The 26,979-nt window shown below is 65.5% G+C and carries 26 protein-coding genes and 1 pseudogene; 12 read left to right on the top strand and 15 right to left on the bottom strand.

Annotated elements, in window-relative coordinates; genetic code table 11:
• Window position 1: 1 nt before the first annotated feature.
• Window positions 2-538, top strand: a complete 537-nt coding sequence (locus AC1VVK_RS14140) for a GNAT family N-acetyltransferase (protein WP_482903465.1) — start codon at window positions 2-4, stop codon at window positions 536-538.
• Window positions 539-804: 266 nt separating this feature from the next.
• On the opposite strand, the gene AC1VVK_RS14145 is transcribed toward AC1VVK_RS14140, so the two are convergent.
• From AC1VVK_RS14145 to AC1VVK_RS14170, 6 genes are all read right to left on the bottom strand, one after another.
• Window positions 805-1,422 (bottom strand): riboflavin synthase, encoded by a 618-nt coding sequence (locus tag AC1VVK_RS14145; protein ID WP_482903466.1) that lies wholly within the window; start codon window positions 1,420-1,422, stop codon window positions 805-807.
• A gap of 3 nt (window positions 1,423-1,425) precedes the next feature.
• Window positions 1,426-2,397, bottom strand: coding sequence for a bifunctional diaminohydroxyphosphoribosylaminopyrimidine deaminase/5-amino-6-(5-phosphoribosylamino)uracil reductase RibD (ribD, locus tag AC1VVK_RS14150; protein WP_482903467.1), 972 nt, complete (start codon window positions 2,395-2,397; stop codon window positions 1,426-1,428).
• Window positions 2,394-2,936: a hypothetical protein gene (locus tag AC1VVK_RS14155; protein WP_482903468.1), complete on the bottom strand. Its 543-nt coding sequence runs from the start codon at window positions 2,934-2,936 to the stop codon at window positions 2,394-2,396. Before AC1VVK_RS14155 ends, ribD begins: the two co-directional genes overlap by 4 nt.
• Window positions 2,937-3,033: 97 nt before the next feature.
• Window positions 3,034-3,759: a M48 family metallopeptidase gene (locus AC1VVK_RS14160; RefSeq protein ID WP_482903469.1), complete on the bottom strand. Its 726-nt coding sequence runs from the start codon at window positions 3,757-3,759 to the stop codon at window positions 3,034-3,036.
• Between the two features lie 3 nt (window positions 3,760-3,762).
• On the bottom strand, window positions 3,763-4,260 hold the full coding sequence (locus tag AC1VVK_RS14165; RefSeq protein WP_482903470.1) for a YcgN family cysteine cluster protein: 498 nt from the start codon (window positions 4,258-4,260) through the stop codon (window positions 3,763-3,765).
• 41 nt (window positions 4,261-4,301) lie between these two features.
• Complete coding sequence (locus AC1VVK_RS14170; protein WP_482903471.1) at window positions 4,302-4,907, bottom strand: SCO family protein; 606 nt, start codon at window positions 4,905-4,907, stop codon at window positions 4,302-4,304.
• Between the two features lie 142 nt (window positions 4,908-5,049).
• Between AC1VVK_RS14170 and AC1VVK_RS14175 the strand changes: the two genes are divergently transcribed.
• The 5 genes and pseudogenes from AC1VVK_RS14175 to ssb all read left to right on the top strand — a co-directional run bounded on the left by AC1VVK_RS14175 (window position 5,050) and on the right by ssb (window position 9,902).
• Window positions 5,050-5,691, top strand: coding sequence for an ankyrin repeat domain-containing protein (locus AC1VVK_RS14175; protein WP_243652639.1), 642 nt, complete (start codon window positions 5,050-5,052; stop codon window positions 5,689-5,691).
• 33 nt (window positions 5,692-5,724) lie between these two features.
• Window positions 5,725-6,405, top strand: a complete 681-nt coding sequence (locus AC1VVK_RS14180; protein WP_482903472.1) for a COQ9 family protein — start codon at window positions 5,725-5,727, stop codon at window positions 6,403-6,405.
• 241 nt (window positions 6,406-6,646) lie between these two features.
• Window positions 6,647-6,874 (top strand): annotated as a pseudogene (locus AC1VVK_RS14185) (FeoA family protein); the annotation flags it as partial.
• Between the two features lie 128 nt (window positions 6,875-7,002).
• Window positions 7,003-8,847: a ferrous iron transporter B gene (feoB, locus tag AC1VVK_RS14190; protein ID WP_482903473.1), complete on the top strand. Its 1,845-nt coding sequence runs from the start codon at window positions 7,003-7,005 to the stop codon at window positions 8,845-8,847.
• A 449-nt stretch (window positions 8,848-9,296) separates the two neighbouring features.
• Window positions 9,297-9,902 (top strand): single-stranded DNA-binding protein, encoded by a 606-nt coding sequence (gene ssb, locus AC1VVK_RS14195; protein WP_482903474.1) that lies wholly within the window; start codon window positions 9,297-9,299, stop codon window positions 9,900-9,902.
• Between the two features lie 97 nt (window positions 9,903-9,999).
• On the opposite strand, the gene AC1VVK_RS14200 is transcribed toward ssb, so the two are convergent.
• Both AC1VVK_RS14200 and AC1VVK_RS14205 read right to left on the bottom strand, forming a co-directional pair.
• Window positions 10,000-10,221 (bottom strand): hypothetical protein, encoded by a 222-nt coding sequence (locus AC1VVK_RS14200; protein ID WP_132389262.1) that lies wholly within the window; start codon window positions 10,219-10,221, stop codon window positions 10,000-10,002.
• A 101-nt stretch (window positions 10,222-10,322) separates the two neighbouring features.
• Complete coding sequence (locus AC1VVK_RS14205; RefSeq protein ID WP_482903475.1) at window positions 10,323-11,534, bottom strand: TetR/AcrR family transcriptional regulator; 1,212 nt, start codon at window positions 11,532-11,534, stop codon at window positions 10,323-10,325.
• Between the two features lie 188 nt (window positions 11,535-11,722).
• Here AC1VVK_RS14205 and AC1VVK_RS14210 point away from each other — a divergent pair, with 188 nt between their 5' ends.
• Window positions 11,723-14,032, top strand: coding sequence for a TonB-dependent receptor (locus AC1VVK_RS14210; RefSeq protein WP_482903476.1), 2,310 nt, complete (start codon window positions 11,723-11,725; stop codon window positions 14,030-14,032).
• Window positions 14,033-14,057: 25 nt separating this feature from the next.
• On the top strand, window positions 14,058-14,942 hold the full coding sequence (locus AC1VVK_RS14215; protein ID WP_482903477.1) for a tyrosine-protein phosphatase: 885 nt from the start codon (window positions 14,058-14,060) through the stop codon (window positions 14,940-14,942).
• 634 nt (window positions 14,943-15,576) lie between these two features.
• Here AC1VVK_RS14215 and AC1VVK_RS14220 read toward each other — a convergent pair.
• Window positions 15,577-16,062: a tetratricopeptide repeat protein gene (locus tag AC1VVK_RS14220; RefSeq protein WP_482903478.1), complete on the bottom strand. Its 486-nt coding sequence runs from the start codon at window positions 16,060-16,062 to the stop codon at window positions 15,577-15,579.
• A gap of 245 nt (window positions 16,063-16,307) precedes the next feature.
• Between AC1VVK_RS14220 and AC1VVK_RS14225 the strand changes: the two genes are divergently transcribed.
• Both AC1VVK_RS14225 and AC1VVK_RS14230 read left to right on the top strand, forming a co-directional pair.
• Complete coding sequence (locus tag AC1VVK_RS14225) at window positions 16,308-17,315, top strand: LLM class flavin-dependent oxidoreductase (RefSeq protein ID WP_482903479.1); 1,008 nt, start codon at window positions 16,308-16,310, stop codon at window positions 17,313-17,315.
• 6 nt (window positions 17,316-17,321) lie between these two features.
• Window positions 17,322-18,116 carry an IclR family transcriptional regulator gene (locus AC1VVK_RS14230; RefSeq protein WP_482903480.1) on the top strand — a complete coding sequence of 265 codons (795 nt, stop codon included), beginning with the start codon at window positions 17,322-17,324 and terminating at the stop codon, window positions 18,114-18,116.
• Window positions 18,117-18,278: 162 nt separating this feature from the next.
• On the opposite strand, the gene AC1VVK_RS14235 is transcribed toward AC1VVK_RS14230, so the two are convergent.
• Both AC1VVK_RS14235 and AC1VVK_RS14240 read right to left on the bottom strand, forming a co-directional pair.
• Window positions 18,279-19,346 (bottom strand): glycosyltransferase family 4 protein, encoded by a 1,068-nt coding sequence (locus AC1VVK_RS14235; RefSeq protein WP_482903481.1) that lies wholly within the window; start codon window positions 19,344-19,346, stop codon window positions 18,279-18,281.
• Window positions 19,343-20,254, bottom strand: coding sequence for a UDP-2,3-diacylglucosamine diphosphatase (locus tag AC1VVK_RS14240; protein ID WP_482905175.1), 912 nt, complete (start codon window positions 20,252-20,254; stop codon window positions 19,343-19,345). The genes AC1VVK_RS14235 and AC1VVK_RS14240 overlap by 4 nt, the downstream gene beginning before the upstream one ends.
• Before the next feature lie 225 nt (window positions 20,255-20,479).
• On the opposite strand from AC1VVK_RS14240, the gene AC1VVK_RS14245 reads away from it, so the two are divergent.
• The gene (locus tag AC1VVK_RS14245) at window positions 20,480-21,154 is read left to right on the top strand and encodes a response regulator transcription factor (RefSeq protein WP_482903482.1); all 675 of its coding nucleotides are present in this window, start codon (window positions 20,480-20,482) and stop codon (window positions 21,152-21,154) included.
• Window positions 21,155-21,161: 7 nt separating this feature from the next.
• On the opposite strand, the gene AC1VVK_RS14250 is transcribed toward AC1VVK_RS14245, so the two are convergent.
• A complete protein-coding gene (locus AC1VVK_RS14250) occupies window positions 21,162-22,097 on the bottom strand; it encodes a hypothetical protein (protein ID WP_482903483.1) in 936 nt (311 codons plus the stop codon).
• 174 nt (window positions 22,098-22,271) lie between these two features.
• Between AC1VVK_RS14250 and AC1VVK_RS14255 the strand changes: the two genes are divergently transcribed.
• The gene (locus AC1VVK_RS14255) at window positions 22,272-22,736 is read left to right on the top strand and encodes a nuclear transport factor 2 family protein (RefSeq protein WP_482903484.1); all 465 of its coding nucleotides are present in this window, start codon (window positions 22,272-22,274) and stop codon (window positions 22,734-22,736) included.
• 8 nt (window positions 22,737-22,744) lie between these two features.
• Here AC1VVK_RS14255 and AC1VVK_RS14260 read toward each other — a convergent pair whose 3' ends face one another.
• The 3 genes from AC1VVK_RS14260 to AC1VVK_RS14270 all read right to left on the bottom strand — a co-directional run bounded on the left by AC1VVK_RS14260 (window position 22,745) and on the right by AC1VVK_RS14270 (window position 26,947).
• Window positions 22,745-23,146 carry a Rap1a/Tai family immunity protein gene (locus AC1VVK_RS14260; protein ID WP_132389282.1) on the bottom strand — a complete coding sequence of 134 codons (402 nt, stop codon included), beginning with the start codon at window positions 23,144-23,146 and terminating at the stop codon, window positions 22,745-22,747.
• A gap of 183 nt (window positions 23,147-23,329) precedes the next feature.
• Entirely contained in the window at window positions 23,330-23,908 is a 579-nt protein-coding gene (locus AC1VVK_RS14265) for a TMEM165/GDT1 family protein (RefSeq protein WP_482903485.1), read from the bottom strand.
• Window positions 23,909-24,247: 339 nt separating this feature from the next.
• Entirely contained in the window at window positions 24,248-26,947 is a 2,700-nt protein-coding gene (locus tag AC1VVK_RS14270; RefSeq protein ID WP_482903486.1) for a TonB-dependent receptor domain-containing protein, read from the bottom strand.
• Window positions 26,948-26,979 lie beyond the last annotated feature (32 nt).

The following is a 26,979-nucleotide window of genomic DNA, read 5'->3' on the forward strand; positions in this document are numbered from 1 at the left end:
AATGGATCGCCAGCCGGTCCTCGCAGGGGACCGGCTGGTCCTCCGTCCCCTTCGCGCAGACGATTGGGACGCGCTCTACGCGGTCGCTTCGGACCGCGAGATCTGGGCGCTTCACCCCGCCCACGATCGCTGGCAGGAGCCCGTGTTCCGCCAGTACTTTGCCGACGCTCTGGATGGCGGCGGCGCCCTTGCCATTATCGACAAGTCGAGCGGGGCCGTGATCGGCTCCAGCCGCTTCGGGCCGCCTGAGGGCGATGAGATCGAGATCGGCTGGACGTTTCTGGCCCGGGCTTACTGGGGCAGCGGATTCAATGCCGAGATGAAGCGTTTGATGCTCGGCCACGCCCTCGCGCATTTCGAGCGGGTGGTCTTCATGGTCGGCGCGAACAACGTGATCTCGCGCAAGGCTATGGGGCATATCGGCGGGCGATTGACCGACCGCACCTTTGAGCGGGTGATGTGCGGCGTGATCGTGCCGCATGTGCTGTTCGAGATTACGCGCGAGAGTTTCGCGGCTGGGCCTTTGGCGGCGGGATAGCGGTTCGCACAAAGGCGCGAAGGCGCAAAGAAGTCGCGTAACTGGCCCGGTACCGGTCTGCCCCTACCGGTTACCTCCAACCCGTCACCTCAAAACACCGTCATCCCCGCGTAGGCGGGGATCCCGCTTGTTCTTGCGGGCGTGGCAGAAGGAAGCGGGGCCCCCGCCTTCGCGGGGGCGACGAGGTTAGTGAATTGAGGGCGTCGAGAGCGCGGCGGGGCGGCCTGACGCGACCCCTTTGCGCCTCTGCGCCTTTGCGCGAACCATCAGCCCCGCAGCGACTGCATCCGCTGCAGATACCGCGCCAGCACGTCGATTTCGAGGTTCACCCCGGACCCAGCCTTGAGCGCGCCGATGGTCGTCACTTCGGCGGTATGCGGGATGATGTTGAGCATGAAGTGGCAAGTGCCGTCGCTCTGGTCGGCCACGTCGTTCACGGTCAGCGAGACGCCGTCCACTGTGATCGACCCCTTGGGCGCGAGGTAGGGGGCGAGTTCTGCCGGAGCGGCGATCACGAAGCGCAGCGAATCGCCTTCCGGGGTGATGCTGACCACGGTACCGACCCCGTCGACATGGCCGGTGACGATGTGCCCGCCCAGTTCGTCGCCCAGTTTAAGCGCCTGCTCCAGATTGAGCGGCGTACCCTCGGCCCAGCGGCCGGCGACGGTGCGCGAGACCGATTCGGCCGAAATGTCGACCGCGAACCATGCATCGCCCGCCGCGCCGCCCTTGTCGACGACGGTAAGGCACACGCCCGAGCAGGCGATCGAGGCACCCATGGAGATCCCGGCGGGGTCCCAGGGGCAGGTGATGACGGCGCGCAAGTCGCCCGACTGATGGGCTTCGCGGATTTCGCCGACGGCGGTGACTATTCCGGTAAACATGGCTTATTTCCCGTTGGAATTTTGGGCCTCGTAGACTTCGAGCGTGTCGCTGCCAAGCTGGCGCCGCTCGGTCAGGGACCAGCGGTTGTGGGCATCGGCAAGGCGGGCAAGCCCGTAATCGCCCAGCGCCGGCCGACCGCCGACAAGGATCGGTGCGCGGTAGAGCAGCAGGCGATCGACCAGTCCTGCGGCAAGAAAGGCCGTGGCCGTAACCGCTCCGCCTTCGACGAAGAGATACTGCACGCCTTCCATCGAGGAGATCGCCTCGGGCGAGGGCAGGGCGCGCCAGCCTTCGGGGGCTGCGCCATGGGTCAGCACCCAGCGCTCGGGGCTACGCTCGGCAAGTCCGGGCAGGCGCACGTCGAGGCGCGGGTTGTCGGCGCGAAGGGTGCCGCCGCCGACAAGGATGGCGTCCGCCTTGGCGCGCATCGCGTGGGTGTGCGCGCGGGCTTGCGGGCCGGTGATCCACTGGCTCTCGCCATTCGCCATGGCCATGCAGCCATCGAGCGAGAGGGCGAGTTTCAGAGTCACTTCGGGGCGGCCGATGCGCTTGGAAATCAGGTATCCCGAAAGGCTGCGTTCGCACGCGGACGAGGGCAGGTATTCCGCCGCAACCCCCGCCGCGCGAATCCGGGCCAATCCTTCGCCCGAGGTGCGCGGATCGGGGTCCATGCAGCCGATCACCACGCGCGCCACGCCGGATGCGCAGACGAGATCGGCGCAAGCCGGCCCACGTGCCGACTGGTGCGCGCAGGGCTCCAAAGTGACGTAAAGCGTGGCACCGCGCGCAGCCTCACCGGCTGCGGCCAGCGCCACGGCTTCGGCGTGAGGGCGACCGCCGGGCTGGGTCCAGCCGCGCGCGATCACCTTTCCGTGCTTGACGAGAATCGCGCCGACGCCGGGATTGGGGCGGCTGAGCGGGCGTGCCCGCGCGGCCAGCGCCGCCGCCGCCGAAAGCCAGCGGGCGTCGCTCACTGCTGCTGTTGTGTCTGGGACTGTGCCGAAGTGCCGGGGGTCGTGGCCTTCGGCGCGGCGGCCTGCTCGTCATACTTCGGCAGCGATACGCCATCGGGCAGGCGCGGCGTGCCGATGCGCTTGGCCTCGGCGGCCTTCTGGGCGGCTTCGTCGGCCTCGGCCTCGCGGGCGATCTTGTCCACGTCCATGCCGGAGTAGCGGCCGATCACCTTGTACATCTCGCGCACGTCCTTGTCGCGCTGGGCCATTTCGGCGGCCCAGGCTTCCTTGCGCTTCTGGTTGGCGACGTTCGAGGCGAGGATTTCCGCATCCGTCTGGTGCTCGGGCAGGACCGAGATCCACGTCACCTTCGGCGGCGGGTGCGGGCCTTTGCCCTCCTGCATTGCCATCATGTAGAACACGCCGAACGTACAGGCCGCCGAAACCGCGGCGATGCGCCAGCGGTTTTGGCCAGCTTCCTTCCACACGGCGCGGAAATCCGCGAGCATGCCGGTCGGGCTGACGTCTTTCCAGTATCCGGAGCGCTTGAACAGAGACATGTGGCGCTATGTAGGCGTGATTTGGCGTTTTGGAAATCCGTAGCGCATGCATTTCTGCGGCGCGGCGGCGCATGTGCCCGTGGCGGCGGGCAAAATCCTATCCAAACGGCAGGTAGAGCGTGCGGCCTTTTTCCTTCAACCAGCGATTGGCGGCAGGCACGCTGTCCTCGAAGATCTTCGCCAGAAAGGCATGGAAGGCGGGCGAGTGATCGAAGTGGACGAGGTGCGCCACTTCATGCGCGACCACCGAGCGGCGCACGGAATCGGGCGCCATGATCAGCCGCCAGTTGATCCGGATCGACCCGTCCGGCGCGCAGGAACCCCAGCGCCGCTTCGCGCTGGACAGCGCCAGCGGCGGCACCGGCTGCCCCGCAACGGCGCAATAATGCGCAAGGTCCTGCTCCAGCAGCGTGCGCCCTTCGGTCTCCAGCCAGCGCTTCAGCCGTGCGGGGAGCGAGGATTCGGGCCCGCCCACCAGCAACTGGCCGTCATCGGGCACCGGGCGGCGGGGATAGGCGGCATCGTGGCGCAGGATCAGTGCGTCGCCCCGAAAGGCGATCGTGGTGCCGTCGGCCAGCGGGTGGGCTTCGGGCAGCGCCTCGATCTGGATCGCCAGCCATGACCGCTTGGCGCGCGCGAAGGCGAGAGCATCTTCGGTGCGGGTCCAGCGCGGGACAGAGATGCGGATCTCGCTGCCATCGGGCGCAAGGCGCATGGTCATGCGGCGCGCATTGGAGAGGCGGCGGATCAGGACCGGCACCTGCCGTCCGGCGATCTCTATCACCGGGTCTTCGTCAGGAGCGCGGCGCAGCCAGTCGAGCACGTTTTACCGGTTATCCCAGGGGGCGGGGCCTTCGGGTTCCAGTTCCTCGTAATCCTCGTCGTCCTCGCCATAAGGCCAGACGATATGGTTCTCCAGCGGCCCGGCGACCGTCTCGCTGACGGCCTTGCCGGCCACCGACATGCCTGCTTCGTGCACCGCATTGCGGTCACCGCAGACGAGATAATGCCACTCCGGCAGCGGATCGCCATCGGCGCGCAGGCGATAGGCGCAGCTGGGCGGCAGCCACGAAAGGTTGCCCGCCGAAGCCGGGGTCAGCTTCAGGCAATCGGGCACGAACTTGCGGCGATTGGGATAGTCGCTGCACTGCGCGGTCTTCAGGTTGAGCAGCTTGCAGGCGACATTGGTGTGATAGATCTCGCCGGTATCGGCATCTTCCACCTTGTGCAGGCAGCACTGCCCGCAACCGTCGCAGAGGGCTTCCCACTCCTTGCGGTTCAGGGTGTGGAGCGGACGCTCCCAGAAGGGGGTTTCCCCAGTCATGGTTTGGCCCAGGTCACGGTTTGGCCTTCCTCACGGTGTCTTCAGTCTACCCACTTTCCAAGCTCGGCGGCCACGGCCTCGGGCCCCTTGTCCACCGGCAACATGGCGATCGGCTTGCCGTCCGGGTCCATCAGGAACGCGATGCGGCTGTGGTCCATCAGGTAGCCGCCGGGGGTATTATCCCCCTTCTTGTAGTAGACTGCAAAGGCATCCGCTGCCTGCTTCACTTGCGCGGCGTTGCCGGTGAGGCCCAGCAGGCGCGGCCCGAAGGCGGCGGTCCACTGGCCGACGATCGCGGGCGTATCGCGCGCGGGGTCGATAGTGATGAAGATCGGCTGGACTTTGGCCGCCGCGTCCGCGTTCTGCTTCTCGAACAGAGTGAAGCCGCGCATCATCGCCTGAACGTCCATCGGGCAGGCATCGGGGCAGAACGTGTAGCCGAAATAGACGATGCGCCACTGGCCCTTGAACGAGTCCCAGGTGTGCGCCTTGCCGTCCTTGTCGAACAGCGTGAACGGCCCGCCGATCTCGGCGCCTTCCAGCGGCGGCGCCTCGTGGGACTGGCCGCAGGAAGCCAGCGGCAGGGCGCAGGCAAGCGCGATTGCGGAAACGGCAACAAGCCGGCGAAACGGGAAACGGTAGGTCATGGCGCGAGGCTTCATGCTCTGCTAGAGGCGGCCGTGCAAGGGTGCGATGTCAGGGCGCCGGGGTTAGGCGCCGGAGTCGGACGGGGCCGGCCACCAGGCCCCGCAGACCCTCGTGCGGGTCAAGTCTGGAAGGAATGTCTACGTGTCGAACACCGTGTCCGGGAATGTCTCCAGGCTTTCGCGCCGCATCCTCGCGTCGGGGCTGGCCGCTCTTGCAGCCGGAATGATGATCGCCTCGCCCGCGCACGCCGATTATTCCGAGGGCTACAAGTTCCTCGAATCGGTCAAGAAAAAGGAAGGCGACAAGGTCGAGAAGCAGTTGATGGACAACAGCCAGATCGTGAACGCCAAGGACGTGACGACCGGAGAGACCGCGCTCCACGTCGTTACCCAGCGCCGCGATGCCACCTGGCTGAACTTCCTCATCGGCAAGGGCGCCAACGTCAATCTTGCCGACGATCATGGCCGCACGCCGCTGGAACTGGCCGTCAATCTGGGCTGGCGCGAAGGCGTGGAAATCCTGCTCGATGCCAAGGCTTCCACCGAATCCTCCAACGACGCCGGTGAAACGCCGCTGATCTTCGCCGTGCACCGCAAGGACGTGGACATGGTCAAGGCGCTGCTTCAGGCAGGCGCCAATGCCGACCGTGCCGACAATTCCGGCCGCAGCGCGCGCGATTATGCCAATGTCGAAGGCGGCAAGGGCAGCCAGCTCGCCCAGGTGGTGGAGCAGTACGGTGTCAAGGGCGGCAAGGCCAAGGCGGTCTACGGGCCGGTATTGTAAGAGGACATGGGCGTGGCGGCGAAGGGACAAGTGATGGACGAACCCCGGACGCTTGAGGAATTGCGCCGCCAGCTCGCGCCCGCGATTGCCGCCGCCGCCGCGTTCGACGGTTGGAGCGCCAAGGCGGTGGACGAGGCCGCGCAGCTTGCCGGTGTCGATCCCGAACTGGCCCGCTTCGCGTTTCGCGGCGAATCCTCGCACTTGTCGCAAATGGCGATGATCGAGGCGTGGATCGATCATGTCGATGCCGAGATGCTGCGCACGACCCCGGCCTCCTCGCTGGCGGGCCTGCCGATCCGCGAGCGGATTCGCCGCCTCGTCATGGCCCGGCTCGATGCCGTGGCGGGCCGTGAGGAGGCGCTCAGCCGGGCGCTCGCCGTGATGGCGCTCCCGCGCAATGTCCTGGCCGCCACGCGGCTCGGCTGGCGCAGTGCGGACGCCATGTGGCGGCTCGCGGGCGACACTGCGACCGATTACAACCACTATACCAAGCGCGCGATCCTCGGCACGATCTATGCCGCCACGCTCAAGGTCTTTGCCAGCGACACCAGCGAGGATGCGGTGGGCCCCAAGGCGGAGACACGCGCCTTCCTCGACCGCCGGATCGAGGGGATCATCCGCTTCGAGAAGACCAAGGCGCAGTTCCTCCGCCCGACCGAGGAACGAATCAGTCTGGTGCGACTGATGGGACGCCTGCGCTACCCGGCGCGTTGATGGTTGGGTGCGTTCGTCACATCCGTGACGAACTTGCGGCACCAGCCCGCTCCCCCTCCCGACCTCCCAAATTCTACCCTGTAGGGGAGATCGGGAGGGGGAGCGGGCCGGTGCCGCGGATATGCTTTCGGTGCATTTTCAGCGCCCCTTTGCGCGCGGTCGATTAACTGCGGACACGCGCTGCATTCCGGGCTATTGCGAACAAGTTGCAATTGAATCGCTTATCTGGCAGCGCAGCCTCATGACTCTCGATCAGCTACCCATTGGCCAGGACGCACGCATCGTCGCGGTGGACTGGAACGCTCTCGTTTCCGAGGAAGCGCGCCGCTTGCGTGCGCTCGGACTGGAGGAGGGGGCCAAGGTCGCGCTTGCGCATCGCGGGGTGTTCGGCGGCCGCGATCCGATCGCCATCGCCATCGGCCGCATGACCGTGGCGGTGCGCCGGGCCCACGCCGCGGCGATGACTGTTATTCCGATCGATAAGAGCGCCGCCCGCGCCACTGCGAGCGAGGTGGAAACGCCGCGCGCCGACTCCGGCGACGCTCAAAATGGCGAGCCCAGCAGCCAGAATACCCAGCCCAGCGGGAGGAACGCCGCGTGAGCCGCCAGCGCAAGATCGCCCTCGTCGGCAATCCCAATGCGGGCAAGAGCGCGCTGTTCAACGCGCTGACCGGCGCGCGCCAGAAGATCGCGAACTATCCGGGCGTCACCGTGGAGCGCAAGTCGGGCCGCATGGTGCTGCCGACGGGCGAGCCGGTGGAAATGACCGACCTGCCGGGCGCCTATGGCCTCGATGCCACCAGCCCGGACGAGGAAGTCACCGCCAAGGTCATCGCCGGCCATTTCCCCGGAGAGGCCGCGCCCGACGTGCTCGTGGTGGTGCTCGATGCATCCAACCTTGAACAGCATCTCGTCTTCGCGCAGGAAATTCTCGCGCTGGGCAAGCCGACCGTGGTTGCGCTCAACATGGTGGACCTTGCCGAGCGGGACGGGCTGGTGCTCGATCCTGCGGTGCTGGCGGAAGAGCTGGGCGTGCGTGTGGTCCCCACCGTGGCCGTGCGCCGCCGGGGCCTTGCCGAACTGGGCGAGGCGATTGCCTCTGCCGAAACCCGCCATCCGGGCCCGGGCCTGACCGCGCTGGGCGCCATCGAACGCCGCGTTGCCGCCCATGCCATGGCCGATGCCGCGATCCTTTCCGAATCGAAGCGCCACCGCCTTCACGCGCGGCTGGACCGGGTGCTGCTGCATCCGTGGATTGGTTTCGCGATCATGCTGGTGGTGTTCTTCGTCATGTTCCAGGCGGTCTTCGCCTGGGCGACGCCGTTCGCGGATGCGCTGGACGGCGCGGCGGGATGGCTGCACGACACCGTGAAGGGCGCCATGGCGCCCAGCCTGCTGCGCGATCTGCTGACCGACGGCGTGATCTCCGGCGTCGGCGCGGTGGTGGTGTTCCTGCCGCAGATCATCATTCTCTTCGCCTTCATCCTGGCGCTGGAAGCCTCGGGCTACATGGCCCGCGCGGCCTTCCTGATGGACCGGCTGATGGCCATGGTCGGACTGTCCGGGCGCAGCTTCATTCCGCTGCTCTCCAGCTTCGCCTGCGCCATTCCCGGCATCATGGCGACCCGCTCGATCACCGATCCCAAGGACCGCCTGACCACGATCCTGATCGCGCCGATGATGACCTGCTCGGCGCGCATGCCGGTCTACACGGTGATCATCGGGGCTTTCATCCCGAATGTCGATGTGGGGCTGGGAATCGGATTGCGCGGGCTGGTGCTGTTCGGCCTGTTCATCGCCGGCATTGTCGGCGCGATCGCGGTGGCGCTGATCCTGCGCCGTTCGATCACCAAGGGCGCCGCTTCGGGCTTCATCATGGAGTTGCCGAAGTACCAGATGCCCCGGATCAAGGACATGGCGATCGGCCTGTGGCAGCGCGCGTGGATCTTCCTGCGCCGGGCGGGCACGATCATCTTCACGGTCACCGTGGTGCTCTGGGTCCTGCTCAACTTTCCGCAGGCCAAGCCGGGCGAGAGCCAGGTGGACGTCTCGATCGCGGGCAAGATCGCCAATGGCCTTGCCGTGGTGGTGGAGCCGATCGGCTTCAACCGCGACATGGCGCTGGCGCTGATCCCGGCAATGGCCGCGCGCGAAGTGGCCGTCTCCTCGCTGGCGACGACTTACGCGGTCGACGCGGGCGACGACGAGAACGCGCAGGCCGTCGAACTGGGTGACCGGCTGAAGGGCCGCTGGACGCTGCCGATGGCGCTGGCGTTCCTGGCATGGTTCGTCTTCGCGCCGCAATGCATGTCGACCATCGCCGTGACCCGGCGCGAGACCAATGGCTGGAAGTGGCCGGCCTTCATGCTCGCGTACCTGTTCGGCCTTGCTTACGTGGCGGCGGGGGCGACTTACTGGATTGCCGTGGGCGCGGGGCTTTAGCGTTTCCCGGCTTCGAGTCGGAGAGCTGAAAGAGAGCAGGGGAATCGCGCAAAGGCGCGAAGGCGCAAAGATGCCGAACCGCGCCGCATGCTCTCTCCAACCGGCCTTTCGACCGATGCCTTTTATGAGGTAAGCGCGCCTGCGCCGCGAGCGCTTCATCTTCGCGCCTTTGCGCCTTTGCGCGAAATCTATTTTCCAGTTTCGCGCGGAGGCGCGGAGACGCGGAGAAATTCTAGCCGGACGCTGCCGCATTTTGCCCTCGAACCTTGCCGCAGCTGCTCCTATCTAGAACAGGACGGAAGGCCGCCACGCGGCGCGACATTCCTCCGCGTCTCCGCGCCTCCGCGTGAAATCCATTTTCGATTGGGGAAACGCGGCGCATCAGACTCGCGCCCGGGCGCCCCATTCGCTACCCCATTCGCCAAGATTCAGAAGAAAGCGATTCCATCATGGCAGGCAGTGTCAACAAGGTCATTCTGATCGGCAACCTGGGTGCCGATCCCGAGGTGAAGTCGTTCCAGAACGGCGGCCGCATCGCCAACCTGCGCATCGCGACCTCCGAAAACTGGAAAGACCGTGCAACCGGCGAACGCAAGGAGCGTACCGAGTGGCACTCCGTCGTGATCCAGAGCGAAGGTCTCGTCGGCGTGGTCGAGCGGTTCCTGCGCAAGGGCTCGAAGATCTACATCGAAGGCCAGCTGCGCACCCGCAAGTGGCAGGACCAGAACGGTAACGACCGCTACACCACCGAAGTCTCGGTCGGCGGCGTCGGCGGTGTGCTGACCATGCTTGACGGCGCCCAGGGCGGTGCCGGTGGCGGCGGCGCACGCAGCGGCGGTGGCGGCTGGAACGAAGGCGGCAGCAGCGGCGGCGCGTCGGGCGGCTTCGGCGGCGGCCGCTCGGGCGGCGGCGCGCGCAGCGGCGGCGGTGACGACTGGGGCCGTTCGGGCGGTTCCACCGGCGGTGCTACGGGCGGCGGCGACGATTGGGGCCGCACGCCCTCCTCGTCGGGCGGCGGCTTCGGCGACGATCTCGACGACGATATCCCGTTCTGAGATCGCCCTGCATTGCAGACATGAAAAAGGCCCGCATTCGCAAGAATGCGGGCCTTTTCACTGCCCGTGCTGCTATCGCTGACGGGTTATTGCCGCGTCAGGGGCACTTGGCGAACTTGCCCTTGTTCGGGCCGGAGGTGTAACGGCACTTGCCGTCCTTGCCCTTGGCCGTTGCGGCGGCGGGCGGCGCCTTTTGGGCGGAGGCAGTCGGGCACTTGACGAACTTGCCATGGGCATCCCGGCAACTGCTGGCGGCCATCGCCGGGGATGCGCCCAACAGTCCTGCAACAACGGCGATCGCGAATATCTTGCGAATCATAGCTGCTCTCCTTCGGCCGCACCCGTCGTGCGGCAGACGGTGCCCCCCGCCGGCTTTCGGCTTCCTGAACTGCCGCTGCGGGGTTTCCCGCGCGTGAAACGTCAGGAAGGGGCGTGCAGTTCCCTGATAAGACGCTCGATCTCGTCCAGGCTGGCGTCGATTTCGGCAACGCTGCGCCCGATCAGCGCGCGGCGCTGTCCGCTTATCAGGCTTGAGTAGATCGCAGTGTCGAGCGGCGATAGCTGATCGCCCATCGCGCCAAGCCGGGCTGCCAGTTGCAGGCCGCTGGTGCGGCCGCGCAAGTAGCGCAGCTGCGGCCCGAACGCGATCAGCGCGGGATCGCGCGCAACGGCCAGCGTCAGTTCCTCGATCGCGAAAATCCCGCGCGGCTGCGAGGGAAAATCGCGCCATGACGCAATGATTTCGTCGCGCGCGGGTGCCGGGTGCACGCTTTCGCGCACGACCTCGGTGATGCCGAGGTAAATGGTTTCGAAGGCCGCTTCCGCCAGATCGGAACTGGTGCGGAAATTGTAGGAGACAACGCCCAGCGTCACCCCCGCGCGCGCGGCAACGGCCCGATGGGTGAGGGCGGACACTCCGCCATCCTCGACAACGGCGGCGGCCGCCCGGGCAATGGCGGCGGCAGTGGCGCTGCGGCTCGGCGCCGCAGGCGTGGCTTCGGCAGCGGTTTCGCGCGCGAGGCGGCGCCACGGCGTTTCGGCGGTCAGTTTTCCGTTCAGCCAGTGGCCCCAGCCGTGGCACAGTTCGCCAAGCGCGGCACGGTCGATGGTCGGATGCCAGCGGATCAGGTGGAGCTGCGCGGTGCCTTCGAACATGTGGCCGGTGACCGCGCCAAACGCCGCGAGCCCGGCGCGATGGCAGATCTCGCGCCAGAAATGGCTCCAGATATCGCGCCATCCTTCGAGCGCGGGCAAATAGGCGGCATCGTCATAAGCGAGCAGGTGACACTGCGCCCAGGCGAAGGCGAGCGGGCGCGAATCGCGCGCCCAATCGTCGATGAGCAAGGCCATCATGGCCGCCAGCGCCTCTGGCCCGCCACCTTCGGGCCAGCGGGCCAGATCGTCGAGGCGATGTGAACACCAGTTACGCGCGGCCTTCAGGGCATGGTCTTGCGCGGAGTGGAACAAGTGTTCCATTGATCCGAAGTGATGGTAGATGCTGGAAGTCGGCAACCCGGTTGCACGGGACAAGTTGCGCGCGGAAATCGCGGCATGACCTTGCGTGGCCCACATATCGAGGACCGTCCCGATCAGGCGCTCCTGCGTCGAAAAATCTTGGAAAACAGCATCCATGACGTGAAGTGGCTCGTCGTCTCTTTCATGCGCGGCCTGTATCGGCGCTACAGGGTGTACCATGCCACACGTGACAGCCGTGCGACAACCGTAACTGCCAGAGTGTCTTCAAACCTCAATACAAGTGTAACGGCAGCGCCATACAGGCGTTCTAGAGGCCCCCTCGACAACAGCTCAGGGGCTTGCACATGTCCGTTCGTATTTCGCATTCCTTCCGTTCCGCCGCGCTTGCCGGTACCGCGCTTTCGGCACTCCTTCTCGGCGGCGCCGCGCATGCTGCGGACGTTCCGGCTGATGCTGCCGCTTCTGCCGCAGCCGATGCCGCACCCGCAGCTGAGGGCGCCGACGGTGAAGGCGGTTCGGGCCTTACCGACATCGTCGTCACCGCGCAGAAGCGTCAGACGAACCTCCAGACCACGCCGATCTCGATCTCTGTCGTCAATTCGCAAGATCTTCAGAACCGCCACGTCGTCAGCCTCGAATCGCTGGGCGATGGTTCGATCCCCTCGCTGCGCATCGCGCCGATGTTCTCGCGCAGCTCGGCCCTGACCGTGGGCATGCGCGGCGTCGGCACGCTGGGCGATGCCAACCAGCCCGCCCGTGACCAGGGCGTGGGCGTCTACATCGACGGCGTGTTCCAGGGCCGTGCGCAGGGCCTGGGCTCGGCGCTCTACGACGTCGAGCGTATCGAAGTGCTCAAGGGCCCGCAGGGCACCCTGTTCGGCCGCAACACCGAAGGCGGCGCGATCAGCATCGTCACCAAGAAGCCCAGCGGCGAATTCGCGGCGCGCGGCAGCGTCGGCGTGGGCAACTACGATTCGCGTGAAGCCAGCCTGCACGTCGATCTGCCGAGCTTCGCCAATATCTCCGTCAAGCTGGACGGCGTGATCAACACGCGCGGCGGCACGGTGGACAACCCGCTCGCCAGCGCGCGCGATTTCAACGCCTACAACAAGAAGGGCGCACACGCGGCTGTTTACTGGGAGCCCAGCAGCAACTTCAACGCGCTCTATTCGTTCGACATTTCGCGCGACGAGACCACGCCGTACTACCTCCAGCTGCTGAGCAAGACCACCGGCCCGCTGCTGCAGATGCAGGACGAACGCGCCGATACCGCCAACATCGGCGTGCCGCAGCCCTGGGCGCTCGGCAAGACGCACGGCCACCTGCTGACGCTGGACTGGACGATTTCGCCCGAACTGGAAGTGAAGTCGATCAGCTCCTACCGCCAGCTCAGCCAGACCCAGAACGACAACGGTTCGAGCAACCTTGGCGTCTTCATCAAGGGCTACAGCAACAACACCGCGTTCAGCCGCTTCAGCCTCGCCGATACGTGGCAGAAGCAGTACAGCCAGGAACTCCAGCTGATAGGCACGCTGAAGGAGCTGACCTTCGTGACCGGCGCCTTCTATTACCACGAGAAGGTCAACGACAACGCCTGGACGCCCTACACCAACCAGTGGAACGCGGACGGCACGGCCTATACCATTCTCGCCACGCCGACCTCGTCGATCCCGTTCCCCGACCGTGCCAGCCACGCGAAGACGGAAAGCGTCGGCGTGTTCGGTCAGGCGACCTGGACGCCCGAGATGCTGAATGAGATCGTCCACCTCACTGCCGGCGGCCGCTATACGCATGACGCCAAGACCGGCGGTCTGGACGAAGTGAACGGCGTTGCCACCGACTACACGCTCGACAAGTCGTGGGATCATTTCGACCCGATGGTGAACCTTGCGGTCGACGTGGCGCCGGACGTGCACGTCTACGGCAAATACAGCACCGGCTATAAGGCCGGCGGCGCCAACAGCCGCTCGCTCACCTATCGCGCCTTCAACCCGGAATCGGTTGCGACCTTCGAAATCGGCGCGAAGACCGAGTTCCTCGACAACCACGCCCGCTTCAACATCGCTGCCTATACCTCGGCCTACAAGGATATGCAGATCGACTTCAACGCGCCGGTCGCCAACACCACGCGCGGCACGATCGAGACCACCAATGCCGATGGCAACGGCCGCATCAAGGGTATTGAAGCCGACCTGACCGTCACGCCGCTGGAAGGCCTGACGCTGAGCGGCTCCTATGCCTATACCGACGTGCACCTGCCGCCCGCGCCGAACCCGTTCATGGGCAATGTGCTGACGCCGGTCTACGCCGTCTACACGCCTGACCATGCCGCCAGCGGCGCCGTCGATTACCAGCTGCCGGTGGACAACGCCTCGCTGCACTTCCACCTCGACGGCAACTATTCCTCGGGTCAGTACTCGATGGCCAACGATCCGACGAAGACCGGTTCCTCGTTCGTCGTCAACGGCCGCATCGCGCTGGGCGACATGGAAATGCCCGGCACCGGCGCCAAGCTGGAACTGGCGGTCTGGGCCCGCAATCTCTTCAACGAACAGCATACTTTCGTGAAGGCCAACGGCGGTGCGTCGCTCGGCTACTACGGCATCTTCAACGACCCGCGCACCTTCGGCGTGCAGGCGACCATCCAATACTGAGCCTGAGAGAACATAAGGAAAAACAATGAAGATCCGTCAGATCGCCATCCTCGGGGCAGCGCTTGTCGCGCTGTCCACCCCGGCTTTCTTCGCCGTCCAGGCCGCTGGTGAAGCACCCGTCACCGCTGCTGCTCCTGCAGCGCACCAGCGCCTGCTGCCGCTCGAAGGCGGCCGCAACTTCCGTGACCTTGGTGGCTATCGCACCGCCAACGGCCACACCGTGAAGTGGGGCCTGTTGTTCCGCTCGGGCTCGATGGTGGATCTGACGGCGGGCGATCTTGCCTACCTCAACAAGCTGGGCCTCAAGACCGTCTGCGACTACCGCGACAAGAACGAGCGCAAGGCCGAGCCGATGCCGTGGGCGGCCGGAACCGGCCCGACCATCTTCGCCGATGATTACGACGGCATGGCAATTGGCCTGATGCCCAAGGACATGGGCAAGATCACGCCGGAAGGCGCGACCGGGATGATGGCCAAGAGCTATCCGATGATGCTCAAGACTTTCGGGCCGCAGTACAAGCGCATGTTTGCGCAGTTGCTGGCGGGACAGGCGCCGCTGGCCTTCAACTGCTCGGCCGGCAAGGACCGCACCGGCGTTTCCGCCGCGCTGCTGCTCACCGCGCTGGGCGTGCCGCGCGAGACGGTGATCCAGGACTACCTGCTCACCAACCAATATCTCCCGGCGGCGATGGCCAAGGCGAAGACTTCGCCGAATGCTGCCACCGGACAGGCCTTCCTGTCGCTGCCGCCTGCCGTGCAATCGGCGTTCATGAAGGCAGACCGCAGCTATATCGAGGCCGCGCTCAGCCAGCTCGACGCGCACCCGGGCGGCGCCATGGGCTACTTCAAGGACGAGATGGGCATGGATCAGGCGCAGATCGAAAAGCTGCGCGCGATGTACCTCGACTGATCGAGGGGAACTTCCCGGGCGGGCTTTCGCATGGGGGCAGGGGAATGATTACCTTGCGGGGCCTGCCCGGGAAGTTTCAGCAGATGCACGACCTTTCCAGCGAGACTTCCCGCCCACACACCGCTCATCCTGAGCTTGTCGAAGGATAGGAGCTTCAGCGCCACGCCGCAGGAGGCTTCGACACGCTCAGCCTGAGCGGGATTGGGCGCAGGTCGGAAAAAGCAAATCGGATCACGCGGAGACGCGGGGGCGCAGAGATGTCGCTCCGGGCCGCGATCTCTCCTTCTTCACCCGACACTGCGGCAACCGCAGCCTTGCAGCGCAAAACGACTTCTCCCGAAGCGCTACACCTTTGCGCCTCTGCGTGAACCCGTTTTTCTTTTGCGCAGCGTTCGATGAACGGAGAAAACTGCCTCACTTTCTCACGCACCGCTCATCCTGAGCTTGTCGAAGGATAGGAGCCACAGCGCCACGCCGCAGAGGGCTTCGACAAGCTCAGCCTGAGCGGGATCGAAACGATGGTCGGGAGGAGAGGAAAGCAGTGATGTCCGCTTTTGAAGCATTGCGGCACCGTGCCGAAGGGCTGATGTGTTGGGGAAGCAGACATAATCAGGAGTGGCACGCCCAAGCTGATTTAAACCCGCCGTGGGCGGAGCTTACGCAAAAGGCGTCGAACTAGGTCTCGCTCGTATTCGCTGATGTAGAACGAACTTTCGGCAATCGCGAGGCAGCGGAGTGCTGCCTGCACGTCGCGCCTGACGCCGCGCCCTCGAAAGTAACACTTCGCCATTTCCAATTGAGAGCTTCCATCACCGGTTTCCGCAACCCGCTGCCACCATCGGAACATGGACCGCCACTCTTTTCGTTCACGATATAGTATGGCGATGTTCGAGCCCGCCACGATATTATGCTCCTTGCGCCAAGCACGTTGGTAGAGCCGCATTGCGGTAGATTTGTCCGCTTCGACGCCAGTTCCAGTTTCGAAAAGGTAAGCGAGGCGTGTGAGACAATCTCCGTCGCCGAGAATAGCGCCGCGTTCAAAGGCTGCACGAGCGTGTGCGAAGTTTCCGGCCTCTTCAGCGGCGTCTCCGATTTGGAAAAGGGCTCTGGTGTTTACCATTGGCTGAGAATGCCACTCGCCTACCGAAATGCCAACGTCCGCTTTGGTTGGCGATCCGGAACAGCAGTTATCCGGCAGAAAGTCCGCATCCCGGACATAATCCGATCCGCCTCGCACCTACCGCAACAGCCCGGTCGTCCTGCCGTTGCTCCCGCCCGAAAAGCATCATCGCCCCGGCGCCCCGGCGCCTGATGTTCCGTGCGCTCGCCGCACGCTAGGCTCTCCCCGACTACAGGAGAGTATCAGTGCGCGAATTGGGCTTCGGTTACCTCTACGACATGCGCAACCCGGCGCCCTGGCGCCGCTCGTCCGAGGTGCTTCATGCTGAAGTGCTCGACGTGGTTGCCGAAACCGAGGCGCTTGGCTTCGATGGTGCGTGGGTGCCTGAGCATCACCTTGCCGAGGACGGCTACATGACCTCGCCGATGGTCATGCTGGCAGCGATTGCCGCGCGTACGAAGCGGATGGCGCTGGGGGCGGGGATCGCGCTTGGCCCGCTTTATGAACCGTTGCGCTTTGCCGAGGACTGCGCGGTGCTCGATGCGATCTCGGGCGGACGGCTCAGGATGGGCCTCGCCATCGGGTACCGGGCGCGCGAATATGCGGCGCACGGGCTCGACTTCCGCAAGCGCGGCGCGCGGTTCGATGAGTTCCTGCACGTGGTGCGCCGCCTCTGGGCGGGCGAGACGGTCGATTTTTCGGGCGATCACTTCCGGCTGGAAGGCGCGCGGGTTGCTGCGCTCTCAAGCCGGGGGCAGGTGCCGCTCTACATCGGCGGCTTCGCGCCCAAGGCGATGGAGCGCGTGGCGAAGTATGGCGACGGCTACTTCGGCAATGCCGATGTCTGGCCGCTCTATCGCCAGAAGCTGGAGGCGCAGGGCAAGGACCCGGCCGAGGCGAAAGTCTGGGTGCAGGAACTGATGCTGGTGGTGGCGCATGACAAGGCGGCGGCCATGGACGAACTGGCCCCGCATTTCCTGCACGTCGCCAATTCCTACGCCGCGTGGATGGCCGAGGACGGGGCGATCGGCATCGACGATCCGCTGTTCAAGCCGTTGACGCTCGATGCCTTCAAGGCCAGCGGCACGCTGCGCATCCTTACCCCCGCCGAGGCGGTCGATCATTTTCGTGGGCTGCGCGAAGCCGCCCCGATCGAACATGCCACGATGATGATGCCGCCCGGGCTTCCTGCCGAGCGCTTCCTTGCCTATGCGAAACTATTCGCGGACGAAGTGATCCCGGCGTTTCGGTAGGACCAGATGAGCGACACGGTGCAGGAGGGAGAGCGACGGGCGGCATCGCCGCAGTCGGTGACGCGGGTGATCCGCCTGCTCGAAGTGCTTTGCGCCAGCAGCGAGCCGGTCTCGCTGGCCGATCTCAGCCGCCGCCTCGCCACGCCCAAGAGCAGTCTGGCGGCGCTGTTGCGGGGGCTTGCGGACGAGGGGTTCGTGACTGGTCTGGACGGCGCATGGCGGCTCGGGCCCGGTGCCTTCGGGCTGGGCAGCGCGCTGACCGAGGCGCGGCGGCGGCTGCAAAGTTCCGACCTCATCCGCGACGGCATGCGCCGCCTCAGCCGCGCCAGCGGCGAGACGGTGCTGCTCGGCGTCGGTGAGCCGCAGGGCGACAGCATGACCTATGTCGACCTTGTCGAGAGCAGCCATGTCGTCCGCTACCTCGTCAGTATCGGTGACCGACGGCCGTTCTACGCCACGGCGGGCGGGCGGGCGCTCTTGGCCACGTGTTCGCCCGAGGCGGTGGACAGCTATCTCAAGCGGCTGGTCGCCCAGCGGCTGGCACCGGCCACGCAGGTCGACCGGGCGGCGCTCAGGGCGGAGATCGGCATCGCGCGAGAGCAGGGTTTTGCGCAGACCGTCGATCAGGCGGCCGAGGGCGTCACCGGCACGGCGGCCGTGATCCGGGATGCGGCGAGGCAGGTCGTCGGCGCACTGGTGATCGCCGCACCGACCGCGCGGGCACGGGATCGGCTTTCCGAACTGGCGCAGATGGTGGTGGCGGAAGCGGCGCTGATCTCGCGCAGTCTGGGGTTCCGGTAGCGCATCAGCGGCAAGGTCGGGTGAAATCAGTTCGCTCTAACCCCGTCGTCCCCGCGAAGGCGGGGACCCCGCTTTTCTCGGCGAGCGAGGCGAAAAGGTAGCGGGGCTCCCGCCTTCGCGGGGGCGACGGAGTAATGAATCGGAAAGTCCTGATCCGCCCCTTCAAGCCGCGCTGAGCAGCCCGCGATCGCCTTCCAGCGCCGCCGTCAGCGCCGCGAGGAACTGGTCGGTCGCGCGTTCCCATGAGAACTGTGCACCCAAAGCCGCAGCGTCCACCCGGTTGATGCGCAGCGCCTTGCGGATCGCGACGGCAAGGTCATCGTCCACCGCTCCGGCGGGCCGATCCAGCGGCTCGTCGACGCCGCAGCCATGATGGCCGAGGATGTCGACCGGGCCCGTCACCGGGAAGGCGGCGACCGGGGTGCCGCAGGCCAGTGCCTCGATCACTACGAGGCCGAAAGTGTCGGTGAGGCTTGGAAACACGAAGCAGTCGGCAGTGCGATAGGCGCTCGCCAGTTCCTCTCCGCCGAGGGCGCCGAGGAACAGCACGTGCGGATAGCGGCGGCGCAGGCTTTCCAGCGCGGGGCCGTCTCCCACCACAACCTTGCTGCCGGGCACGTCCGCGTCGAGGAACGCCTCAAGGTTCTTCTCGGGCGCGACGCGGCCGACGTTGAGCAGGACCGGGCCGGGCAGGGCACCCATCGCCGGGTGGCGCGGGCCGTGGGGGCGGAACTGGCCGTGGTCGATGCCCCGGCTCCAGCGCCGGGTATGGCCGATGCCGCGCTCGCTCAGTTCCTTGGCAAGGCTGGCGGTGGAGACCAGGACGGCCTGGCTCGGCGCGTGGAAGCGCTGCATGATGGGCCAGAAGCGTTCGGCGCTGATCCCGGTGCGCACGGCGGCATATTCGGGAAAGCGGGTATGGAAGGCCGAAGTGAACGGCACCCCGCGGGCAAGGCACCAGCCGCGCGCGGCCCAGCCGATCGGGCCTTCGGTGGCGATATGGACGATGTCCGGCCGGGTCCGGTCGAGCATCCGGCGCACCCCGAAGCGCGGCGCCATGGCCAGACGGATCGAGGGATAGCCGGGCATCGGCACGGTCAGGAACTGTTCGGGCGTCAGCGTTTCGACCTGATGACCGCGCCGGACCAGCTCATCCAGCGTGGCCGAGAGCGAGCGGACGACGCCGTTGACTTGGGGAAGCCAGGCGTCGGTCGCCAGCGTCAGCTTCACTCGGCGGCCTCCGCCAGCGCATCGGCTGAAACGGTGTGGCCTCCCGTCTCGGCAATCCAGTCGATGATCGAGATATGGCCGCTGGCATCCTCGACCAGCGCGGTGCAGCTTTCCACCCAGTCGCCGTCGTTATAGTAAGTGATGCCGCCGAACTGGCGGATCTCGGCGCAGTGAATGTGGCCGCAGACCACGCCGTCGAACCCGCGCGAGATCGCCTCGTTTGCAACAGCTTCCTCGTAGCTGCACACGTACTGGACGGCGTTCTTGACCTTCTTCTTCATGTAGGCCGAGAGCGACCAGTACGGCAGCTTCAGGCGGCGGCGCACCGCGTTGAACACGATGTTGGCGCGCAGCAGCATGCCGTATGCCTTGTCGCCCAGAAACGCGAGCCAGCGGGCATAGAGCACCACGCCGTCGAAAGCATCGCCGTGGGTGACCAGCAGGCGGCGACCGTCCTTGGTTTCGTGGACCGCTTCCAGCACCAGTTCAACGCCGCCGAAGGTGAGGCCCGCGTAATCGCGCAGCATCTCGTCATGGTTGCCCGCGACGAAGACCACGCGGGTACCGCGATGGGCCATCTTGAGGATGCGGCGGATCACTTCGTTGTGGGCGTCGGGCCAGTACCAGCCCTTGCGCAGGCGCCAGCCGTCGACAATGTCGCCAACGAGGTAGAGCGTCTTGCATTCGATGGAGCGCAGGAAATCGACCAGCATCTCGGCATTGCAGCCGCGTGTGCCGAGGTGGACGTCGGAGATCCACACGGTGTCGTACTTGCGCTTGGGGCGGAAGCCCTTGGGATCGGGCAAATCGAGCCAGGCGGGAATCTTGCCGCCGGGTTCGTCGCCGCTGTCGTTGCCGACAGCAAGGCCCGTGGTGCGTTCGAAGAGTGCCTGCACGTCGTTGCGCATCGTTCCAAAACCCCCGTTTCGCTGTGTCATATTTGGCATCTTCGCGTTGCGCGGGCGTGACGGTTGCGGGTCAATTCGATGACAGGAAATTTGTGTCTCTGTGCCAACTGTCGGCAGGCTTCTGTTTTGACGGCAGTATTGTCCGAATTGTCACGTGATCGTCACAGTCACCGGGCAATTAGCCGCGCGTGCCCCTGAACATCGGGGCAAAAAGGCGCGGGGGCCATGCAGCGGATCGACATCTTCCTGACCAGCGAACTCTCCGGGGGGCTCGCCGCCTTCCGGCATGACGACTTCGATGTCGTGCTGCACCGCTGGAGCGACTTTGCCGAGCTTCCGCTGCTGGAAGGCGCGCTCTGGCTCTTTATCGACTGGGTGCTGCCGGAAATGTCGGGCCTTGAACTGTGCCGCCGCCTGCGCGCCGATCCGCTGACGCAGACCGCGCACGTGACCATGGTGCTTGAGGAAGACAACCAGGAGGATCGCAAGCGCGCGCTGCGCATGGGCGCGGACGACTATATCGTCGGCCCGCTAACCCGCGCGACGCTGCTGGATCGCGTGCTGGGCGCCAATATCGGCGAACAGGAAAGCACCGGCCTGCGCGTGCTGGCGCAAGGCGAACTGACGGTGGACGTGGCTGCGTTCCAGGCCCGCTGGCAGGGCAAGCCGATCTCGCTGATGCCCAACGAACTGCGCTTGCTGCGCTATTTCATCGAGCATCCCGGCCGCGTGTTCACCCGCACCCAGCTGATCGCCGCGCTCGGCAAGCAGGAACCGGCGGTGGACGAGCGCACCGTGGACGTCTGGATCGGCCGCCTGCGCCGCGCGCTCAAGGGCGTGGGTGCCGGCAATCCGCTGCGCACCGTGCGCTCGTTGGGGTACGTCTTCGACACGGTGTGAGCGGGGCTCACGCGCCGAGCTTGATCTTGCCCCGCGCTATCTTGCGGAAGACCTCGGCCGGATAGAACTCCTGATTGTCGCCCCAGTAGGTTTCGCCGGCGACATCCCATTTTTCGAGCGACCAGATCACGGTGTGATCGGTGTAGCCGGTGAACACCAGACCGGGTTCGATGGTCCCGGTCGCGGTGATCCGGCGGCCCATGGTATCGGTGCCTTCGAAGATCACGCGGCTGGGTCCGAAGTGGCCGTATTCGAGCACGGTGCGCTTGCCCGATGCGAGTGACGCCATGACGCCGTCCCGCATCAGAAAGCCGCCCATGGTCTGCACTTCGCGGGCCTTGCCGATACAGAGCGTCAGGAAGCTGCCGCTCTCGCCGATGCCCCAGAAATAACCGCCGGTCGGCCAGTGCTCGGTGTCGTAGGGGCCGGACGAACAGTCCCGCATGGACCAGCAATCGATCGGATAGAGTTCGCCGCCCCGCCGGATCGTGCCGGTCATCCGGCCCGGCTGCTCGATATGATAGGCGGCGGTCTTCGCCTGATCGGGATCGCCGGTTTCCATCCGGTGATGCCGGCCCACGGCTTCCCACAGCAGGTCCATCCGGAACCCGTCGCGGTCGTAATCGATCTTGTACCGGTTGAGCGGTTCCAGAACCCTGACGGAGAGCGAATTGCGGGCCGTCACGTCGAACTTCCCGGCGCCCTCCGGGATCGCCTGCAAATGGCTCCAGTTGTAGTAGAGGCAGTTCCACTGCGTGGTTCCGGTGCGATCCCACAGCACCGGGCCGCCGTTCAGCAGGCCCATATTGGGCCGGAAGAAATGCTGGATCAGGCCGTGAATGCCGCGTTCGGGGATCGAGACGGAGAACCAGCTGTTCTCGTTCCAGTAGGGATTGTCGTCAGCGCCGTCGCTGAAGCGGTCGGCGGCGGGGAATTCGGTCACCTGTCACATTCTCCGGTCTCGAATGGCGAGCAGGATCTCTCTGTGCGCATTGGCCGGTCAGGCGAACGCATGCCCGGGAAGGCTGTCTTGACCATGCGGGCAGCGCCGCCGGATCGGGCTCGACCTGCCGGAAGGCGCGTTCGTACTGCGGATCCCGTGAGGACGGAGGCAATCTTGGACAGAATAGCAAGGCTGGAAGCCATCGAGGACATCCGCGCCCTCAAGGCGAAGTACTTCCGGTGCATGGACTGCAAGCTGTGGGACGAGCTGGCCTCCGTTTTCACCCGCGACATGACCGTCGTGACCCCGGCGGGGGACATCTATTCGGAAGGCGGGGCGAACTATGCCGCCAGTCTTCGGCACAGTCTGGAGCACGCAGTGTCGTGCCATCAGGGGCTGACGGCCGAGATCGAGATCGTCGATGCGGCGAATGCCCGCGCGATCTGGGCGATGCAGGACGTGATCGAATGGGAGGATCGCCATCCCCGGCAGGGCTGGAAGCGCATCCTCGGGCGCGGTCATTATCACGAGACCTACCGCCGCGAAGACGGTGCGTGGCGCATAGCGACCCTGAGCCTGACGCGGCTGCGGCTCGATATCGAATGGCCGGAAGACGGCGCTCCTCTGCGCGGGGAATAAACGGGCGCTTATTTCTTCTTTTTCGTCGTCGCTGCGGCGGCTGGTTTCGCGCCGGGGCAGGCCCATGCCTTGCGCGTTGCTGCATAGACTTGCGAGGAGGCGGAGGCGTTGCGGGTCTCCGGATTGTCGCGCAAGTAGGCGACCGTGACATCCTTGAGCTGGCTGATCGTCACGTCCGGCGGGATGCAGCTCTTGAGCTTGGCGGCCTCCCGCGTGGTGTTGAAGGCATCGACCGCGCCGGTGATATAGGCGAGGCACTGATAGGCGCTCTCGACATAGCCCTTGTCGCCCTTTTCGGCGGTGCAGACGTCGTAGAGTTCATTGCCGCTGTAAAACCCCGCATCGGCGGCCACGGGGATCAGCCCGAAAGGCACCACGGCGGCGATGCAGGCCAGGTATCTGGGTTTCATGCGCGAGTCTCTCCAGCCAAGGTGCAAACACTTGAGGCAAATGGAGAGCCCGTCAATAACCGCTCTGCGGCGATGGCATCCGACGGCGCGGAAAATGCGGCCACCGAATGATAGACAGAGCATGATCCGCTTCCGTTTGAACGGATCATGCTCTGCTTGCACCTCACGGCGCGGGTGGACCTGTCAGCCGCCCAGCAGGCCGGAAGTCTGGGCCAGCAGCCAGAGGCCGATCACCAGGAACAGCAGCGCGGCCACCGTGCGGACCATGCCCAGCGGAACGCGTTTGATAAGCGCATCGCCAAGGAACACGGCGGGCACATTGGCGATCATCATGCCCAGCGTGGTGCCGGCCATGACCGGCAGAACGCTCTGGAATCGGGCGCCCAGTGCGATCGTGGCGATCTGCGTCTTGTCGCCCATTTCGACCAGAAAGAAGGCGATCGCGGTCGTCAGGAAGGGGCCGAAGCGGCTGGGCTTGGGCGCTTCGTCATCGTCGAATTTGTCGGGAACCAGCGTCCAGGCGGCCATGGCGATGAAGCTGAAGGCAATCAGGTAGCGGAACCAGTGGCCCTGAAGGAAGGCAGCGGCCTGTTCGCCGACCAGCGCGGCGAGGAAGTGATTGGCCAGCGTCGCCACGAAAATGCCGCCGACAATTGGCCAGGGCCGCTTGAAACGCGTGGCAAGGAGGATGGCGAGCAACTGGGTCTTGTCGCCGATCTCGGCGAGTGCGACGACGGCGGTCGACGTGAGCAGGGCTTCCAAGGCGAATTCTCCGGGCCGGGCGACAGACAAGACAATAGCGCGGCAGAACCCGCCCGGCCGGACGGAGCTGCAACGCCATTGGTCTCGCCCGGACTGGTCCGAAATCGTTCGGTCCGTCCTCCTGTGCGCCACGGTCTCTCGACCAAGTATGTTGACGACAGGTCCCGCGCGGGAAACGCGGGCGGCTACTCCCCAGATGACGCCCCGCCCTTACCCGGGGGCGGGCGTGGAGGCAAAAGAAAAAAGAGGGCGGGAAAAAGAGGGCCCGGTCGCGATGCTCGCGGCCGGGCCCTTCAAGGATAGTCCGGAGGGTCAGGGTCCTCCGGGTGAGAGAAGCGATCAGAACTTGGCCGAGGCCGAGATCGTGAAGACGCGGCCGAGGTCGTAAGTATTGTAGTCCACCCGGCCGTCTTCCATTTGCTGGTATTCCTGATGGCCGCGACCGGTGAGGTTGCGGCCCTCGAACTTCAGCTCGATTTCCTTGTTCTCGGAGAGCCTGATGCCCTGCCGCACCACCAGATCGATGGTGAGGCCCGGATTCTCGACCACGTCCGGCTGGCCGGAGTTGGCCAGACCGCGGCTGACCGCGCGCTTGCTGGCGTAGTTGAACAGCAGCGTCTGCTGCGAAAGGTGGTCGGTGTCTTCCAGCCCGATCTGCACGTTGCCGATATGCTTCGACTGACCGGTCAGCGGGGCGCCGTTCATGAAGTAATCGGTGGCGAGCGAGGTGGCGGTACCGGCGCCGTAGATGCGCACGGTATCGGTATCGGAGACCTTCAGTTCCGACTTGGTGAAGGTGTAGTTGCCGATGAGCAGCAAGCGGCGCGTCTCGAAGAACTTGCCCATGCTTTCGAGGCGTACGTACTTCTGCGCTTCCAGTTCGACGCCGTAGAGGTTGGCCTTGGGCGCGTTGCCGTAGGACGTGATGAAGCTCTCCGAACCGGTCAGGAACGATTCGATCGGCTTGTTGATGCGCTTGAAGAACCCGCCAAGCGACACGCGCTGTTCGGGCGCGAAGTACCACTCCCACCGCGCCTCGGCATTATAGAGCTGACTGTCCACGAGGAACGGGTTGCCCTGATACGTGCGGTTGGTGTCGGGATCGAAGTACGGTTGATAGAGCAGCTCGCGGAACTGCGGGCGGGCGATGGTCTTGGACGCGCTGGCGCGGACCTGCATGCCGGGCTGGACTTCGTAAGTCAGCGTCAGCGCGGGCAGGAAGTACTCGTTCTTGAGGTCGGTGGGCTGCGAAGCGGCCTGGCCAACCGGGCGCAGGATCGTCGAAAGCTTGGCGTATTCCCAGCGCACGCCAAGGTCGAAGCTCAGCGCGTCGGTGATCTCGCCGTCCAGCTTGCCGTAGAAGGCGTGGTTGAGCAGCCGCGAATCGAACACCGAAGTCGCCGCATCGGGTTCGCGCAGTTCGAGGCCGTAGTTCACGCCGTTGTCGATCAGGTTCCAGGTGCCCGGCTGCAGCAGCACGTCAAGGCGCAGCAGGCCGAAGTTCGAGATCTGGTTCTGGTCGCCATAGGCATAGACGCCCAGCGAACGGCGGGAGTTGGTGCGCGAGTTGATCTGGTAGGAATAGCCTACCGTGCCCGTCCAGCCCGGCACGAACATGTGGCTAAGGTCGGCCCCGGCGGACCACACGTTCTCGTTTAGGCGCGAGAAGGTGATGGTCGTCGGCTCCTGGTTGCCATTGCCCAAACGGTTGACGAAATCGGCACCGAACTGGTCGGTGTCGGTATTGGTGCGCAAGTATTCGGCGGTGATTTCGAACGGGGCGAGGCGCTTGGAGTTGGCGTAGCCGGCGCGCACATCGATCGTGGTGTTGTCGGCCGGCTTGAACTCACCGACGAACTGGGTGTCGATCAACTGGCGTTCGTACCACGCCGTGGTCTGGTTCATGTAATCGGCCTGCGCGTTGTTCTCGCGGTGGCCGATGCGCAGGCCCGTGTGCTTGTCGGTGTCGTGAATGTACACGTTGGTCCAGCGGATCGAGTTCTCACCCCATTCCAGACCAAGGCCCAGCAGGGCATTGCCGACAATGCGGTTGTCGGTGTTCACGGCAGTAAAATCCTCGAACAGCTGCTGGGACGTCAGCCCCTGCGCGCGCTGCTGGGTGATCTGCTTGGTCTGCGTCTTGTTCGAGTACCCGGCCGCGCCGATCACGCCGAGAGTACCCCAGCCGAGATCGAACTTGGCGCCGGCCGACAGGTCCGCAGACCAGTTCGGCTGGGTATGGTCGACCCGCTGGATCACCGCGTTGCGGCCGTTGACCAGCAAACCGCCCAGCTGCTGGGCCAAGTCGCTGGTGGGATTGATGACCTGATCGCTGTTGAAATAGTCCTGCAGGGCCGAGGGGATCGAACGGTTGCCGTTGTCCCAGCCCGTCCAGTCGGTCTTCGAGCCGTAATACGTGTAGCTCAGCTGGTTGGTCGTCTCGGTGTCCCAGCCGATGCCGCCGCCGATTTCCAGGAAGTTCTTGTCCGGAATCGCCTTGGTGGTGAGGTTGATCACGCCGCCGCCGAATTCACCCGGGAAGTTCGCCGAATAGCTCTTCTGCACGAGCGAGGACGCCACGATGCTGGTCGGGAAGAGGTCGAGCGGGACCACGCGCTTGAGCGGTTCGGGGCTCGGCAGGGGGGAGCCGTTGAGCAGGGCCAGCGAATACCGGTCGCCAAGGCCGCGCACATAGACATAGCCGTTGCCGACCACCGACAGACCGGTGACGCGGCCGAGCGCGCCGGCAATGTCGCCTTCGCCGGTGCGGGCGATTTCCTCGGTGGAAAGGACCGAGATCACCTGCGGCGCGGTGCGCATCGCGTTGCGGCTGCGCTGGCCGGTGACGATGATGGCGCCGCCGGGCACCGAGATTTCGGGAGCCTGGCCTTCCGCGTCGGCTTCGGTTTCAGCCGATGCGGAGGGCGGGGCGGGGCTCTCGGGAGCGGGAGGTGTGCTGCTGTCCTGTGCCCACGCCAGCGACGGCGTGAGGATCGTGGTGGAAAGCAGCAGCAACGAGGCGAGCCGCGGCTTGGTCATGTCTGGTCCCCCTGGAACGCGTAGGATGTCGT

Source organism: Novosphingobium sp. BL-S-32, assembly GCF_056857055.1.

Bases quoted from the DNA above. Each gene is read 5' to 3' on its own strand.
- AC1VVK_RS14165 (WP_482903470.1), bottom strand. From the start codon at position 4,260: ATGACTGGGGAAACCCCCTTCTGGGAGCGTCCGCTCCACACCCTGAAC.
- AC1VVK_RS14220 (WP_482903478.1), bottom strand. From the start codon at position 16,062: ATGGTAAACACCAGAGCCCTTTTCCAAATCGGAGACGCCGCTGAAGAG.
- AC1VVK_RS14180 (WP_482903472.1), top strand. From the start codon at position 5,725: ATGGACGAACCCCGGACGCTTGAGGAATTGCGCCGCCAGCTCGCGCCC.
- AC1VVK_RS14230 (WP_482903480.1), top strand. From the start codon at position 17,322: ATGAGCGACACGGTGCAGGAGGGAGAGCGACGGGCGGCATCGCCGCAG.
- AC1VVK_RS14215 (WP_482903477.1), top strand. From the start codon at position 14,058: ATGAAGATCCGTCAGATCGCCATCCTCGGGGCAGCGCTTGTCGCGCTG.
- AC1VVK_RS14245 (WP_482903482.1), top strand. From the start codon at position 20,480: ATGCAGCGGATCGACATCTTCCTGACCAGCGAACTCTCCGGGGGGCTC.
- AC1VVK_RS14260 (WP_132389282.1), bottom strand. From the start codon at position 23,146: ATGAAACCCAGATACCTGGCCTGCATCGCCGCCGTGGTGCCTTTCGGG.
- AC1VVK_RS14205 (WP_482903475.1), bottom strand. From the start codon at position 11,534: ATGGATGCTGTTTTCCAAGATTTTTCGACGCAGGAGCGCCTGATCGGG.
- AC1VVK_RS14240 (WP_482905175.1), bottom strand. From the start codon at position 20,254: ATGCGCAACGACGTGCAGGCACTCTTCGAACGCACCACGGGCCTTGCT.
- AC1VVK_RS14140 (WP_482903465.1), top strand. From the start codon at position 2: ATGGATCGCCAGCCGGTCCTCGCAGGGGACCGGCTGGTCCTCCGTCCC.
- AC1VVK_RS14270 (WP_482903486.1), bottom strand. From the start codon at position 26,947: ATGACCAAGCCGCGGCTCGCCTCGTTGCTGCTGCTTTCCACCACGATC.
- AC1VVK_RS14170 (WP_482903471.1), bottom strand. From the start codon at position 4,907: ATGACCTACCGTTTCCCGTTTCGCCGGCTTGTTGCCGTTTCCGCAATC.
- AC1VVK_RS14145 (WP_482903466.1), bottom strand. From the start codon at position 1,422: ATGTTTACCGGAATAGTCACCGCCGTCGGCGAAATCCGCGAAGCCCAT.
- AC1VVK_RS14155 (WP_482903468.1), bottom strand. From the start codon at position 2,936: ATGTCTCTGTTCAAGCGCTCCGGATACTGGAAAGACGTCAGCCCGACC.
- AC1VVK_RS14210 (WP_482903476.1), top strand. From the start codon at position 11,723: ATGTCCGTTCGTATTTCGCATTCCTTCCGTTCCGCCGCGCTTGCCGGT.
- ssb (WP_482903474.1), top strand. From the start codon at position 9,297: ATGGCAGGCAGTGTCAACAAGGTCATTCTGATCGGCAACCTGGGTGCC.
- AC1VVK_RS14200 (WP_132389262.1), bottom strand. From the start codon at position 10,221: ATGATTCGCAAGATATTCGCGATCGCCGTTGTTGCAGGACTGTTGGGC.